The 12,928-nt window shown below is 72.0% G+C and carries 13 protein-coding genes and 1 pseudogene; 6 read left to right on the forward strand and 8 right to left on the reverse strand.

All coding sequences use genetic code 11. From position 1 onward, the window contains the following. From ACWJ6R_RS17905 to ACWJ6R_RS17915, 3 genes and pseudogenes are all read right to left on the reverse strand, one after another. Nucleotides 1-915 (reverse strand): annotated as a pseudogene (locus tag ACWJ6R_RS17905) (hypothetical protein); the annotation flags it as partial. A gap of 104 nt (nucleotides 916-1,019) precedes the next feature. Next, nucleotides 1,020-2,087: a hypothetical protein gene (locus tag ACWJ6R_RS17910; RefSeq protein WP_449063311.1), complete on the reverse strand. Its 1,068-nt coding sequence runs from the start codon at nucleotides 2,085-2,087 to the stop codon at nucleotides 1,020-1,022. A 133-nt stretch (nucleotides 2,088-2,220) separates the two neighbouring features. Then, nucleotides 2,221-2,991, reverse strand: coding sequence for a CAP domain-containing protein (locus ACWJ6R_RS17915; protein WP_449063312.1), 771 nt, complete (start codon nucleotides 2,989-2,991; stop codon nucleotides 2,221-2,223). A gap of 366 nt (nucleotides 2,992-3,357) precedes the next feature. Here ACWJ6R_RS17915 and rplM point away from each other — a divergent pair, with 366 nt between their 5' ends. From rplM to ACWJ6R_RS17935, 4 genes are all read left to right on the forward strand, one after another. Further along, nucleotides 3,358-3,801, forward strand: coding sequence for a 50S ribosomal protein L13 (gene rplM, locus ACWJ6R_RS17920; RefSeq protein ID WP_068896563.1), 444 nt, complete (start codon nucleotides 3,358-3,360; stop codon nucleotides 3,799-3,801). Nucleotides 3,802-3,872: 71 nt separating this feature from the next. Continuing rightward, nucleotides 3,873-4,397, forward strand: coding sequence for a 30S ribosomal protein S9 (gene rpsI / locus ACWJ6R_RS17925; RefSeq protein WP_068896564.1), 525 nt, complete (start codon nucleotides 3,873-3,875; stop codon nucleotides 4,395-4,397). 1 nt (nucleotide 4,398) lies between these two features. Beyond that, a complete protein-coding gene (gene glmM / locus ACWJ6R_RS17930; RefSeq protein ID WP_449063313.1) occupies nucleotides 4,399-5,763 on the forward strand; it encodes a phosphoglucosamine mutase in 1,365 nt (454 codons plus the stop codon). A gap of 125 nt (nucleotides 5,764-5,888) precedes the next feature. Next, nucleotides 5,889-6,425 (forward strand): hypothetical protein, encoded by a 537-nt coding sequence (locus tag ACWJ6R_RS17935; RefSeq protein ID WP_449063314.1) that lies wholly within the window; start codon nucleotides 5,889-5,891, stop codon nucleotides 6,423-6,425. Nucleotides 6,426-6,631: 206 nt separating this feature from the next. Here the strand turns inward: ACWJ6R_RS17935 and ACWJ6R_RS17940 are convergent, their stop codons facing one another. The 5 genes from ACWJ6R_RS17940 to coaA form a co-directional block, all read right to left on the reverse strand. Beyond that, nucleotides 6,632-7,348 (reverse strand): ABC transporter permease subunit, encoded by a 717-nt coding sequence (locus ACWJ6R_RS17940; protein WP_449063315.1) that lies wholly within the window; start codon nucleotides 7,346-7,348, stop codon nucleotides 6,632-6,634. A 1-nt stretch (nucleotide 7,349) separates the two neighbouring features. Next, nucleotides 7,350-8,264 (reverse strand): ABC transporter ATP-binding protein, encoded by a 915-nt coding sequence (locus ACWJ6R_RS17945; protein WP_449063316.1) that lies wholly within the window; start codon nucleotides 8,262-8,264, stop codon nucleotides 7,350-7,352. After that, on the reverse strand, nucleotides 8,261-9,172 hold the full coding sequence (locus tag ACWJ6R_RS17950; protein ID WP_449063317.1) for an ABC transporter permease: 912 nt from the start codon (nucleotides 9,170-9,172) through the stop codon (nucleotides 8,261-8,263). Before ACWJ6R_RS17950 ends, ACWJ6R_RS17945 begins: the two co-directional genes overlap by 4 nt. After that, the gene (locus ACWJ6R_RS17955) at nucleotides 9,165-10,070 is read right to left on the reverse strand and encodes an ABC transporter ATP-binding protein (RefSeq protein ID WP_449063318.1); all 906 of its coding nucleotides are present in this window, start codon (nucleotides 10,068-10,070) and stop codon (nucleotides 9,165-9,167) included. The genes ACWJ6R_RS17950 and ACWJ6R_RS17955 overlap by 8 nt, the downstream gene beginning before the upstream one ends. A gap of 99 nt (nucleotides 10,071-10,169) precedes the next feature. After that, complete coding sequence (gene coaA, locus ACWJ6R_RS17960) at nucleotides 10,170-11,105, reverse strand: type I pantothenate kinase (RefSeq protein ID WP_449063319.1); 936 nt, start codon at nucleotides 11,103-11,105, stop codon at nucleotides 10,170-10,172. 287 nt (nucleotides 11,106-11,392) lie between these two features. Between coaA and ACWJ6R_RS17965 the strand changes: the two genes are divergently transcribed. Further along, nucleotides 11,393-11,836: a hemerythrin domain-containing protein gene (locus ACWJ6R_RS17965; RefSeq protein ID WP_449063320.1), complete on the forward strand. Its 444-nt coding sequence runs from the start codon at nucleotides 11,393-11,395 to the stop codon at nucleotides 11,834-11,836. A gap of 495 nt (nucleotides 11,837-12,331) precedes the next feature. Then, nucleotides 12,332-12,928, forward strand: a 597-nt coding sequence (epsC, locus tag ACWJ6R_RS17970; RefSeq protein ID WP_449063321.1) for a serine O-acetyltransferase EpsC, incomplete at its 3' end; no start/stop codon positions are given.

The following is a 12,928-nucleotide window of genomic DNA, read 5'->3' on the forward strand; positions in this document are numbered from 1 at the left end:
CCGGGACACGGGTGCGGGCGGCGCGGGATGCTCGGCCGTGGGTTCCTGCGGCGCGGGCGGCGCGGGATGCTCGGCCGTGGGTCGCTGTGATGCGGATGCGGGGTGCTCGGGTGCGGGCGGGCCGGGATGTCCGGCCGGCTCCGGACCGGTTCGGGCCGGAGGGAGACCGGCGGCATCGGGAGCGAAGCGGCCGGGAGCATGCGGAACACCGGCGGGAGCCTGCGGAACACCGGCGGGAGCCTGCGGAACACCGGCGGGAGTCGGCGGCGGGAGGTCCGGCCGGTCGGCCGGGCCGGGACCGGTCTCCCGCGTGTCCGCGAGGAGGTCGGCCTCCCGCGTGTCCGCGGCGGGGGGGAGGGGCTCCTGCGGATCGGGTACGGCGGGAGCGGGGACGCGGATGTCGACGGTGTTCTCCGGGTTCTCGGTGGCGGGGGAGCCGAGGTGGGACGGTCGGCCGGCGAGGCCTTCCGGTTCACCCGGACGGGTCTCCTCGTCGGAGTCGGGCCAGGACAGCTCCTCGACGGGCTCTCCCGTGGCGGCGGGCCACGGAGGGGGCACGGGGGCGTCCGCGGCGGGTGACGGCCACACCTGTATACCGGCGGCGGCGGCGGTGAAGGCCGGCGGCGGCTGCCACGCCGGGGCGGTGGATTCGCCCGGCGGAGGGGCGAGGACGTCCTCCTCGGTCGGGGCGAGCCAGTCGTAGGAGGTCCCGCCGTCACCGGGAGCCGCCCACGGCCGACCGGCCGCGGGCTCGGGCTCCGGCCGCGCCGGAGGGACGGAGGGCTGCTCGCCTTCGGTGAGATCGGTCCACGGCACGTGAGATGAAGGCTGACCGAAGCTCGGCGGCGGCGTCGCCGGTACGACCGAACCGTCGGTTTCGCGCTCGTGCTCGGATCCGGATTCCTGGCCACGCATACCTGGCAGCGTAGCGACAGCCGGAGATCGGCATGTGAGTATGGGTGTTCCTGGCCGGATCGCCCGCCGGTTTCATGCCCGAAAAGTCACGTATGGGGTTTTGTCTAGGGGCGCTTTCCGGTCAGCGAACGGGACTCCAACGCGGGGGTGACGGTCGCGTCGGCGACCCCGAACGCGGCCGCGTTGAGCTTCTTGGCCTCCGCCTTGCTGGGCAGGTGACCGTCCTTGTACTGGAACCAGACCAGGATGGCGTAGTGTCCGTGCCGCCATCCTCCGACGAAGGCCTCACCGGTGCCGAGGAGCTTGGTGACCTTGTCCTTGCCGGGCAGCACCTTGAGGTATTCCTGGGGCTCCTTCCCCCTGGTGGCCTTGACGACCTTCGCCGCGGCCGGCGAAGTGTGGAGGTTGGCCACCCCCAGGGTTCCGATGATCTTCCCTGAGGCGTCCCGGAAGCTGGCCCGGAGGAGCTGGTTGCACCTGCCCGCGGTCAGGGCCTTCTGCAGGCCGGAGCCGACGACGGCGTCCTTGCACTTCTTGTCGTTCCTGCGGACGGTCATCAGGTAGGTCTGGCCCTTGTGCCTGACCTTCCGGCTCTTGAAGAGCTCGTCCAGCGTCAGCTTGCCCGGGTCGGTCTTGCGGGACTCGGCGAAGCCGAACGTGCCGCCGGGGTTGGCGGGGATCACCGGCTGGGTGGCGGCCTTCGTCGGGGCGTCCGCCGCGCCGGCCGGGGAGTCCTCACCGGAGCTGGCGAAGACGGCCAGTCCGATGCCGCCCGCGATGAGCATGCCGATCACGCCGACCGCGACGAAGGTGGGCAGGAGCGCGCGGGGGCCTTCCTCGTAGGGGCTCCACGCCTGCTTCTGCTTCTTGGGTCGTGGCGCGGGCCGTCCGGGCTCCGCGGGGCCGGGCGTCTCCTGCGTGAACGCCGCAGGTCCGGGTCTCTCCTGCCCGTCCTGTCCGAATGCCGCCCGCTCGGGATGCGCCTGCTCGGGATGCGCCTGCCGTCCGGCCGCCCCCGGCGGAGGCGCCTGGGGGGCGGAGCCGAACCCGGCCGGAGACGGCGGCCGCGGACCCTGCGCGGGCGGGCCGAACCAGCTCTCGCCCTGTCCGCCCGGCTGCCCGCCCGCTGTCCGCCCTGCGCGCCCGCCCGTCCGCCCGCCTGGTCGTCCCATGCGGGCGAGGGCTGCGGCCCGCCGGTCTGGAACGGCGGCTGCGGGCCGCCGGGCTGGACGTACGGCTGGCGGCGTGGTGAATCCCCGGGAAAACCCATGCGCTGAGATTAACTCCGTATCAGGGCGGATCAGTTCATGAATACCCGAAGTCCTGTGTCCACCAGGGACCGCCGAGGCCTTCCACGACCCCGACGCCCGTGGCCGTCAGCGCGCAGTTGAGGATGTTGTGCCGGTGGCCGGGGTTCGCCATCCAGCCGCGCACCGCCTCCTCCGCGGAGGTGTAGCCGCGGCCGATGTTCTCGGCGCCACCGTCGTGGTAGCCGGCGGCCTCCATGCGGTCCCAGGGAGAGCCGCCGTCCGGGGAATCGTGCGAGAAGGCGTCGCTCAGCGCCATCTCCGAGGAGTGCGCCCGCGCCGACCGGACCAGCCGCCTGTCGATGCGCAAGGGGGCGCAGCCGGCCCGGCGGCGCTCGATGTTGGTGAGGCGGACGACCTCGCTCTCCATCGCGCTCAGCGCCTGGGCCACGCCGTGGCCGCCGTCCCCCCGCAGGACGTAGCCGGGGTCGCCGTCGGTGGAGCCGTCGATGACGTTGCGCGGGCCGCCGGAGGCCCGCGGGATGGGACGCCGCTGCCGGGAGGCCGCCGGAGAGGGGGAGGGGGAGGGGCGCGCGACCCGGCGGAGCGGGGCCCGCTCGTCGAGGGCGCCGCCCGGACCGGTCGCGAGGGCGGGCGAGGGGTCGGCGGGACCCGCCTCGTTCAGATAGACGTGTCCGGGGGCCTCCTCGTCGCGGCTTCCCCGGCCGAGGACGAACCCGATGAGCAGGACCGCGGCGAGGCAGGCGAACAACCCGGCGCGGCGCAAGGCGGCCCGCTGGGTATGCCCGGGGTAAGGGGACTGCCACATACTGCTATCAACGATAGAGATGTTGAGATAGTTGAAGAAGGGAATGTCGGGAACGAGTTGCAAACGTTCGCCTGGATGAGGTCCGGCTTCGGCCCGGGGGCCGTCCCGCTCCCCTCCGCGCGGTAGACTCCCCGCGAAGACCGGTCTGGGGCGGCGTCGTTTTGACCCTCTCTCTTCCAGGCCTGTATTCTGCTAATTCGTTGTGTGCGAATCGGTCTCCTCTGCAGACCGATACGCGGCGCGTCCGGCGTCATCTCCTCGCATCTAGGGAGACGGAAGGTCCGGGCTGTCGTGCGCCCGCACCTACCGACCATGTCGCTGTCGCTTCCGACAGCGCCGAGATGCGATCAAAGAAGGCATACGACCGTGCGCACGTACACACCCAAGCCTGCTGAAGTCGAGCGTCAGTGGTATGTCATCGACGCCACCGACATCGTGCTCGGCCGGTTGGCCAGCCACGTCGCGACCCTGCTTCGCGGTAAGCACAAGCCGATCTTCGCGAACCACGTCGACACCGGTGACTTCGTCATCGTCATCAACGCCGACAAGATCGCGCTGACCGGTAACAAGCTCGAGCAGAAGAAGGCTTACCGTCACTCGGGCTACCCCGGCGGTCTGCGTTCCGTGACCTACGCCGAGCTCATGGACAAGCGTCCCGACCGCGCCGTTGAGAAGGCCGTGAAGGGCATGCTGCCCAAGAACGCCCTCGGCCGGAAGATGATCAAGAAGCTCAAGGTCTACGCCGGCTCCGAGCACCCGCACCAGGCCCAGCAGCCGGTGCCGTTCGAGCTCACCCAGATCGCCCAGTAGTCGTACGAGCTGCGCATCAGCAGCAGCGTCGGCCGACGGCCGGCGCCGAGTAGGAAAGTTTGAGGAGAACCGTGGCTGAGCCCACCGGTGTCGAGACGCCCGTCGAGGGCGAGCTGGACGACTACAACGCGGAGGAGTTCCCCTCCGAGTACACCAGCGAGTCCTCCGCCGCCGCCGGCGGCGAGGCCGTGCGCAAGCCCATCACCGTGGGCAACTCGTACGGCACCGGCCGCCGCAAGGAGGCCGTCGCCCGCGTGCGCATCGTGCCGGGCACCGGCAAGTGGACGATCAACGGTCGCCCGCTTGACGTCTACTTCCCGAACAAGGTCCACCAGCAGATCGTCAACGAGCCCTTCGTGACGCTCGGCGCCGAGGACCAGTTCGACGTCATCGCCCGCATCGACGGCGGCGGCGTCACCGGCCAGGCCGGTGCCCTGCGCATGGGCCTGTCCCGCGCGCTGGCCGTCCTGGACGTCGAGGTCAACCGGGCGCCGCTGAAGAAGGCCGGCTTCCTGACCCGTGACGCCCGCGCCACCGAGCGCAAGAAGTACGGTCTCAAGAAGGCCCGTAAGGCCCCTCAGTACAGCAAGCGTTAAGTTGGGGCGCCTTTTCGGCACCGACGGGGTACGTGGGGTCGCGGGTCGCGACCTCACGGCCGAGCTCGCCATGGACCTGTCCGTGGCCGCGGCTCATGTCCTCGGCGACGCCGGGGCGTTCAACGCCGACGGGCGGTCCGGTGTCTCACCGGGCCGCCCGGTCGCCGTCGTGGGCCGGGATCCCCGCGCCTCAGGAGAATTCCTGGAGGCAGCGGTGGTCGCCGGCCTCGCGTCGTCCGGCGTGGACGTCCTCCGGCTCGGCGTGCTGCCCACCCCGGCGGTCGCATACCTGACCACGGCTCTCGGAGCCGACATGGGCGTGATGATCTCCGCCTCCCACAACCCGGCTCCGGACAACGGGATCAAGTTCCTCACCCGCGGCGGCTTCAAGCTGCCCGACGCGGTGGAGAACGAGATCGAGCAGCGCCTCGGCGAGAAGTGGGACCGTCCCGTCGGCGCCGCGGTCGGCCGCGTGCGCGAGGCGTACGGCGAGGCCGACCGCTACGTGTCCCACGTGCTGTCCACCCTGCCCGGCCGGCTCGACGGCCTGAACGTCGTCCTCGACTGCGCCCACGGCGCCGCCCACGTGGTGGCCCCCGAGGCGCTGATCCGGGCCGGGGCGAAGGTCGAGACCATCGGAGCCCGCCCCGACGGGCTGAACATCAACTCCGGGGTCGGCTCCACGCACCTGGACAAGCTCCGGCAGATCGTGGTCTCGCGCGGCGCGGACGTCGGGATCGCCTACGACGGCGACGCCGACCGCTGCCTGGCGGTGGCGCACACCGGAGAGGTGGTCGACGGCGACCAGATCATGGCCGTGCTGGCCGTGGCCATGCACGCCGAGGGCCGGCTGGCGGGTGACACCGTCGTCGCCACGGTCATGTCCAACCTGGGCTTCAAGCTGGCGATGCGGAACGCCGGGATCGACGTGATCGAGACCGCGGTGGGCGACCGCTACGTCCTGGAGGCCATGCGGGAGGGCGGCTACAACCTCGGCGGGGAGCAGTCCGGGCATGTGATCATGCTTGATCACGCCACCACCGGGGACGGTCTGCTGACCTCGCTGCACCTGCTGTCGGCCGTGGTCCGCGAGGGCAGGCCGCTGGCGGAGCTGGCCTCGGTGATGACCCGGCTCCCGCAGGTGCTGATCAACGTCAAGGGTGTGGACCGCGCGAAGGCCTCGGTGCCGGAGCTGGCCGCGGCCGTGGCGGAGGCGGAGCGGGAGCTCGGCGAGACCGGCCGGGTGCTGATCCGGCCGAGCGGCACCGAACCGATGATCCGCGTCATGGTCGAGGCGGCCTCGGCGGAGCAGGCCGAGCAGATGGCGGGCCGTCTGGCGGACGTCGTCCGCACGGCCTGCGTGTGACCCTTCTGAGCAGGACCGGCGCCCTTCGCGGGGGCCGGTCCCGTTCGTATGGGAGGGCTGCGGAACGTTCCCGGAAGAGGGAACCGCGTTGACGAGCTGACCGTGAATTCGACATATTTGCCGACATGGTCTCTCTACGTCCCCTCGCGGGAGTGGTCCTTGCCTCCGCACTTCTGACCGGTTTCACCGCAGCACCGGCCGGCGCCGCGTCCTCCACGACCGCAACGGTCTCCTGGTCCGAGACGGCCGGGACGGCGACGCCGTCGACGGCGGCGGCACGGCCTCGCAACGGCAGGATCCTCTACGACCGCATCAGCGGCGGCCAGGGCACCCTGAAGGTCAAGAACGGCACGTCGCGGGACGCGGTCGTCACCCTCGTCCGGGGCAGGACCAAGGCGATCAGTGTCTACGTCCGGGCCCGGTCGACCGCGAAGGTCAACGACGTCCGTGACGGCACCTACCGGATCTTCTTCACCAGCGGCTACCGGTTCAGCGTCTCCAAGGGCCGGTTCGCCCGGGGCGCCTCCTACCAGAGGTTCGACGACCGGCTCAGGTTCACCACGACCTCCACCAGCGCCACCATCTGGACGCTGACCCTCAACCCCGTCAAGGGCGGCAACGCCCGCACCAGCGGCGTCAACCCGAAGGACTTCCCGGCGTAACCGTTCCCGCCCCCGTACGGCCCGCACCCGGTGCGCGGGCCGTTCCCGCCCCGTACGGCCCGCACAGTGTCTGTGCGGGCCGTATCCGTCTCCGGGGCCCCGCATCACCGCGCGGGCCGTACCGCTCGCCGCCCGCGCGTCCGGCCGTCGAGGGGCGCGGGCCGCGGTCCCCCCGGAAGACGGGCGGGCCGAGGGGCGCGCACGGATCACTCGTCGCCGGTGAGCGAGAAGCTCCGCAGGCGCTGCCCCGCCCAGACGACGGCTCCGACCGTGACGAGCAGGAGAGCCGGTACGGCGAAGCCGAGCGTGATCTCGGTGCTGAGGAAGGCCGACGACGACACCTGGTCGGCCACCGTCTGGGCCCACTGCTGGATGGAGAACCGGCGGGCGCCGGGGACGAAGTTGCCCACCACGCCCTCCCAGATCACCGCGTAGGCGATGCCGATCGTGACGGCGTGCCGGGTGACCGCGCCCAGCAGCATGAACACCGCCGCGTAGGCGACGCCCCCGATCAGGGCGCCCAGCGCGAAGCCCGACGCCACCCCGGACTCCAGGCCGATCAGCAGATAGGCGGCGGCGAAGGTCGGCACGGCGGCGAAGACGGCGACGACCGAGGCGGCGACCAGGAACTTGGTCTGCGCGATCACCGGCCGGGAGATCGGCTTGGCCAGCAGGTGGACGACCGTCCCGTCGTCGATCTCCGGGGCGATCACGCCGGTGCCCGCGATCAGGCCCAGCAGCGGCAGCATGGTGCCGACGGCGAAGGTCTGCAGGAGCATGACCGCGGCCCGCTCGCCGCCGGCGTCGACCACGCGCAGCAGGACGGCCAGGGCGAGCAGCACCACGGGCAGCAGGACGAGCAGCCAGACCCGGCGGCGGCCGAGCAGCGCCCGGTAGGAGATCTCGGCGATGACACCGTTCATGTCAGCTGCTCCTGTTGATCAGGTAGGAGAAGACGCTCTCCAGGTCTTCGTCGGCCGGGGAGATCTGCCAGACCCGCACCTCCGCGTCCCGCGCCAGGCGGGGCAGCAGCCGGGTGAAGCGCCGGAAGTCCACCGCGTGGACCTCCAGGCCCGCCTCGGTGAGGGAGACGGACCCGGCGGAGGCGTCGGCGATCAGGACCGAGGCCAGGCGGCGGTCGTCGCTGGAGCGGACCCGGAACAGGTGCGGCCGGTCGGTCATCCGGCGGCGGATCTCGCGGAAGTCGCCGGAGGCGGCGTGCCGACCGGCGACCAGGACCTCGATGTGCTGGGCGACGCGCTCCACCTCCTCCAGGATGTGCGAGCTGAACAGGACGGTCCTGCCCTCCGCGCCCATGGAGCGGACCAGGTCCATCAGGTGCATGCGCTGGCGCGGGTCCATGCCGTTGAACGGCTCGTCCAGCAGGAGCACCTTGGGGTCGTGCACCAGCGCCGCGGCGACCTTCACCCGCTGGCGCATGCCCTTGGAGTAGGTCTCGATCCTGCGGTCGGCGGCGGCCTCCATCTCGACCAGCGCCAGGGCCTTGCCCGCGGCGCCCTCCGGATCGGGCAGGCGGTGGAGCCGGGCGCTGGAGAGCACGAACTGCCGGCCGGTGAGGAAGCCGTAGACGGCCTCGCGCTCGGGGACCAGGCCGATCGAGCGGTAGATCTCGTGGTTGCGCCAGATCGTGGTGCCGTCGAGGGTCACGGTCCCGCCCGAGGGGGCGAGGAAGCCGGCCATCATGTGCAGCAGGGTGGACTTGCCCGCGCCGTTGGGGCCGAGCAGGCCGGTGACGCCGGGGCCGATGGTCATGGTGACGTCGTTGACCGCCACCACGTTGCCGTACCAGCGGGAGACCTGGGCCAGTTCGATGTTCATCGCGAGGCCGCCTTCCGGTAGCGGATGACCAGGGCGGTCACCGAGAGTGCGATCAGCCCGAGCATGATCGTGATCGCGGCCGCCACGCCGATCCCGGTCGGGTAGGAACCGGGGGCGGAGGGCTCGGCGCCGAAGATGCCGACCTGGACGGCCGCGTCCACGAGGAAGAACGGGTTGATCAGCCAGGCCCAGGCGGCGGCGTCGTAGTCGTTGACCGACTCCATCACCGCGGCGACGACGGTCGAGACGCCGGAGGCGAGCAGGTAGAGCGCGATGACCGCGGCGACGCCGAGACCGCGCCGGGGGGTGACCGAGGCGACCGCCACCCCGACGCAGGCCAGCAGCACCGCGTAGCCGACCGCGCCCGCCATGCTCGTCAGGTAGCCGCCGGTGTCCGGAGGACCGGGCAGGTCCACGACCAGTTCCCCGATGAACAGCGTGGTCAGCGGTACGGCCAGCAGCAGGAGCATCGCGGCCGCCATCGCCGCCAGCTTCGCCCCGACGTAGTCCCAGAGCGTCACCGGGCGCGACAGGTAGAGCGGCAGCACGCGGAAGCGCAGGTCGGGCGCGACGGTGTACGGCGCCTGCGCGGCGAGGAAGATCGCGAGCACGGCCTGCATCATGACCGCGTACTCGGTGTAGCCGGCCATCTTCTGCTTGGCCACCGCCATGACGGCGATGGAGACCACGGCCGGCAGCATCATGGTGCCCACCAGCAGGAAGGGGATGATCTTCGCGCGGGCCGGGCGGCCGAGGCCGAAGACCCCGCGCAGGGTGTGCACCGTCAGCGCCGCGGTGGCGGGTCCGCGGCCGGTGCGCGGGCCGTCGTAGTGGCGGTACCCGATGTCGTGGATGACGCCCGCGGGGGTGCCGCCGAGGCTCGGGGTCCCGGGTGAGAGGTCAGACATCGGCGGGCTCCCTGAAGACGTCCTCGATGCGCTGGCGGCCCTGCTCCATGCGGATGAGGCTGAGGTCGAGGTCGCAGACGGCATCGCGGACGGTGTCGTAGGTCTCCGGGGCGCGCACCTCGACGAGGAGCGTGCGGCCCGCGGCGGTGACGGTCTCACCCAGTTCGGCCAGGCGCGTGGCGAGCACGTCCTGGCCCTCCTCGACCTCGACCGTGACGGTCCGCGTGGTCTGGGTGAACTCGGAGATGGCGGAGGAGCGCAGCAGCGTGCCGCCGTCGATCACGATGACGTGGTCGCAGATCCGCTCCAGCTCGCCGAGGAGATGGGAGGTGACCAGCACGCTGATCCCGAACTCGGTGCCGATCCGGCGGATCAGGGCGAGCATCTCGTCGCGGCCCTGCGGGTCGAGGCCGTTGGTGGGCTCGTCCAGGAAGACCAGCTTCGGGTCGTGCACGAGCGCCTGGGCCAGCTTGACCCGCTGCTTCATGCCGGTGGAGTAGCCGCCCATCGCGCGGTAGCGCTCCTCGTACAGCCCCACGTGGCGCAGCACGTCGGCGGCGCGCTCACGGGCGGCGGTGCGCGGCAGCCCGGACATCCGGGCCAGGTGCACGGTGAACTCGGTGGCCGACAGGTCGGGGGGCAGGCAGTCGTGCTCGGGCATGTAACCCACGACGCGGCGGATCTCGGCGCCCTGTGCCGTCACGTCCATGCCGAGCACCTGCGCGGTCCCCTCGGAGGGTTCGAGCAGGCCCAGCAGGATCTTGATCAGCGTGGACTTGCCTGCGCCGTTGGCGCCGACCAGTCCGGTCACCCCGGGACCGACGGTGACGGTGAGCCGGTCGAGTGCCGTCACCCGGGGGAATCGCCTGCTGAGCCCCTCGGTGGCGAGGATAGTCATGATCGGAGACTATCCGCAGGGAGTCGCCGCCGCCTCGGCCGTCCGGACGATCCGCCCCTCGTCCGTAAGGTCAGGGAGAACCCTGACCTCGGCAGGGGGTCAGACGCGGCGCAGCCGTACCCGCCTGATCGAGTGGTCGGCGCCCTTGCGGAGCACGAGGCCGGCGCGGCCCCGGGTGGGGGCGATGTTCTCGACGAGGTTGCGCTCGTTGATGTCGCGCCAGACGTCCTTGGCGAACGCCGTGGCCTCCTCGTCCGACATCTCGGCCAGGTGCCGGAAGTAGGACTTGGGATCCTCGAAGGCGGTGCGGCGCAGCTTGTGGAAGCGGTCCACGTACCAGTCGCGGATGTGCTCGATCTTGGCGTCGACGTAGATCGAGAAGTCGAAGTAGTCGTTGACCGCCAGCGCGGTCGGCGGGGCGGGCTGCAGGACGTTGAGGCCCTCGACGATGAGGATGTCCGGCCGGTGCACGGTCTGCGCGGCGCCCGGCACGATGTCGTACTCCAGGTGGCTGTAGACCGGCGCGGTCACCTCGGGCAGCCCCGCCTTGACGTCGGCCACGAACCTGACCAGGGCCCGCCGGTCGTAGCTCTCCGGGAAGCCCTTGCGGTGCATGATGTCCCGCTCGGCGAGGACCTTGTTCGGGTACAGGAAGCTGTCGGTGGTGATCAGCTCGACCCGGGGGTGCTCGGGCCAGCGGGCCAGCAGGGTGTGCAGGAGCCGGGCGGTGGTGGACTTGCCGACCGCGACGCTCCCGGCGATGCCGAGGATGTACGGCGCGGGCTCCCGGCCGGCGCCGAGGAAGGTGCTGACCGCGGCGTTGCGCTGCCTGGCCCCGGTGAAGTGCAGGTTGAGCAGCCGGGTCAGCGGCAGGTACACGTCGGTGACCTCGGCCAGGTCGATCGGGTCGTCGACGCCCCGGAGCTCCTCCAGTTCGTCCTCGGTGAGCGTGAGGGGAGTGTTCTTGCGGAGCTCGCTCCACTGCTCCCGGCTCAGCTCCACGTACGGCACCGCCGCGTCCCACCCAACTGCCATGGTCAGAAAGACTACTGACCGGTCACCCGCGCCTCATCGGCGGGCTCCGCCGGGGTTTCCGGCCGCGCCCGCGCCCGTCCGCGCGGTCCGCCGTACCGGCTCCCGTCCGTCCGTACCGCTTCCCGTCCGTGGGGTCCGCCGTGCCGCTCTCCGCCCGTGGGCCCGCCGTGCCGCCTCCCGGGCGGGGAGTGGACCAACGGCCCTACCGGGTCGGGACCGCCTCCTCTGCCGGGCGGGGATCGCCGCGGGCATCCTGGAGGCACAGGCCGAAACCGAAGGATCACACGATGTGCAACTACTGCGGCTGCCGGGACTTCCCGCTGATCGGGCGCCTCTCCCAGGAGCACTGGGAGATCGAGGAGACCGCCGGGGCGCTGCGCCGGGCGATCAACGAGAGCCGGTACGGCGACGCCGGGACGCTCCTGGACGAGCTGCTCGCCCAGCTGCTGCCGCACACCGCGACCGAGGAGAGCGGGCTCTTCGCCGAGCTGCGCGAAGAGGGGTCGCTGGCGGAGGAGGTCGACCGGCTCTGCGCCGAGCACGACGACATCCACGGGGTGTTCGGCGGGATCGACCGGGAGGACCCGGACTGGCCCGCCGTGCTGGACGCGATCGGGAAACTGCACCACCACATCGACCACGAGGAGCACGGGCTGTTCCCCGCGTCGATCATCATGCTGCCGATCTCGGCCTGGGACCGCATCACCCCGGAGCAGTCCGTCGCCGGATGAGGCGCGCCGGGGCGCTCGGTCCCCGGGAGGCGCACGGTCCCCGCCCCCGCGGACCGTGCGCCTCCCGGAGGCCGAGGCCCGGCCGGGCGGGATCGCGACGTGCGGAAGAGAGCGGGGTGTCCGGGGTATGCGGGAGATACCGCGACGTCCGGGATGTACGGGAGAGGCCGGGGTGTCCGGGGCATGCGGGAGCGGAGCCGGTGTGAGCAGGGCCGGAAGGCCGCGAGACCAGGGCCGAAAGTCCCCCCGGCGGGGTGACCTGTGCCGGTGCCGCGGCCGGGAAGGCACCTCTAGCGTTTCAGTCATGTCCGATACGCGTCCGCTCCGCCGCCTGGCCGGTTCGCGGTTCGCGACGCCCATGACCGGCTTCCACGTCCGCCGCGTCTTCGACGAGCGGTGTCCCGCGGCCTGACGCCGCACCCTCCGGCGCCGGCCGGCCCCCTTCCCGGCCGGTCGGCGCCGCCCACCGCCGAACCCCGCCGAGGACGCCCCGCCATGCTCGAAGACATCCGTGCGGCCTGCCGCCGCGACCCCGCCCTGTACGGCTCCCGCGCCATCGAGGCCGTGCTCTACCCGGGACTGTGGGCGGTGTGGGTCCACCGCTTCTCCCACCGGCTGCACCGTCGCGGCGTCCCCTTCGTGCCGCGCCTGGTCTCGCAGCTCGCCCGTGCCCTGACCGGCGTCGAGATCCACCCCGGTGCCCGCATCGGCCGCCGGCTGTTCATCGACCACGGGGCGGGGGTCGTCATCGGCGAGACCGCGGTGGTCGGCGACGACGTCACGATCTACCACCGGGTCACCCTCGGCGGCCGGGGGTTCCGGTCCGACGGCAAGGGCGCCGCCCGTCACCCGGTCATCGGTGACCGCGTCACCGTCGGCGTGGGCGCCTCGGTCCTGGGCCGCGTGCACGTCGGTGACGACGCGGTGATCGGCGCCCACGCCCTGGTCCTGGGGGACGTGCCCGCCGGGGCCCGGGTGTCGGCGCCGCCTCCCGTCATCGCCGCCCCCACCCCCGTCCCCACTCCCGCCGGTCCCGGTCCCGCTGACTCCGTCCCCACCGGTCCGGGCGCCGCCGTACCCCGCACCGCTCGG

The organism is Planomonospora algeriensis (assembly GCF_977012225.1).